This is a genomic window from Salmonella sp. NW884 (assembly GCF_051700745.1).
GTDB lineage: Bacteria > Pseudomonadota > Gammaproteobacteria > Enterobacterales > Enterobacteriaceae > Salmonella > Salmonella enterica.
The window spans coordinates 1-327 of record NZ_JAMMDE010000052.1; the positions used below are offsets into that span (position 1 = coordinate 1).

Consider the following 327-nt stretch of genomic DNA (forward strand, 5'->3'; position numbering starts at 1 on the left):
GTGCATCCGGGAGGATTCGAACCTCCGACCGCTCGGTTCGTAGCCGAGTACTCTATCCAGCTGAGCTACGGATGCATTGGAAATGATGTTTACTACAAGATTTGATGTCGCATTTACTGCCACACTAAATAAGATGGTGCATCCGGGAGGATTACTCGCCTTACGGCTCGCCCTTCGGGCCGTTGCTGACGCAACGTTATCCTTCCTGGTGCCAGCGGTGATTACCGCTATCTTATCCGTATCTTCATCACTGAAAGTACGGAGAATATGGTGCATCCGGGAGGATTCGAACCTCCGACCGCTCGGTTCGTAGCCGAGTACTCTATC

General features: G+C 52.3%; 1 tRNA gene. It reads right to left on the minus strand.

The window, feature by feature from the left end:
• Position 1 precedes the first annotated feature (1 nt).
• Positions 2-75, minus strand: a tRNA-Arg gene (locus NA197_RS23475).
• Between the last annotated feature and the right edge of the window lie 252 nt (positions 76-327).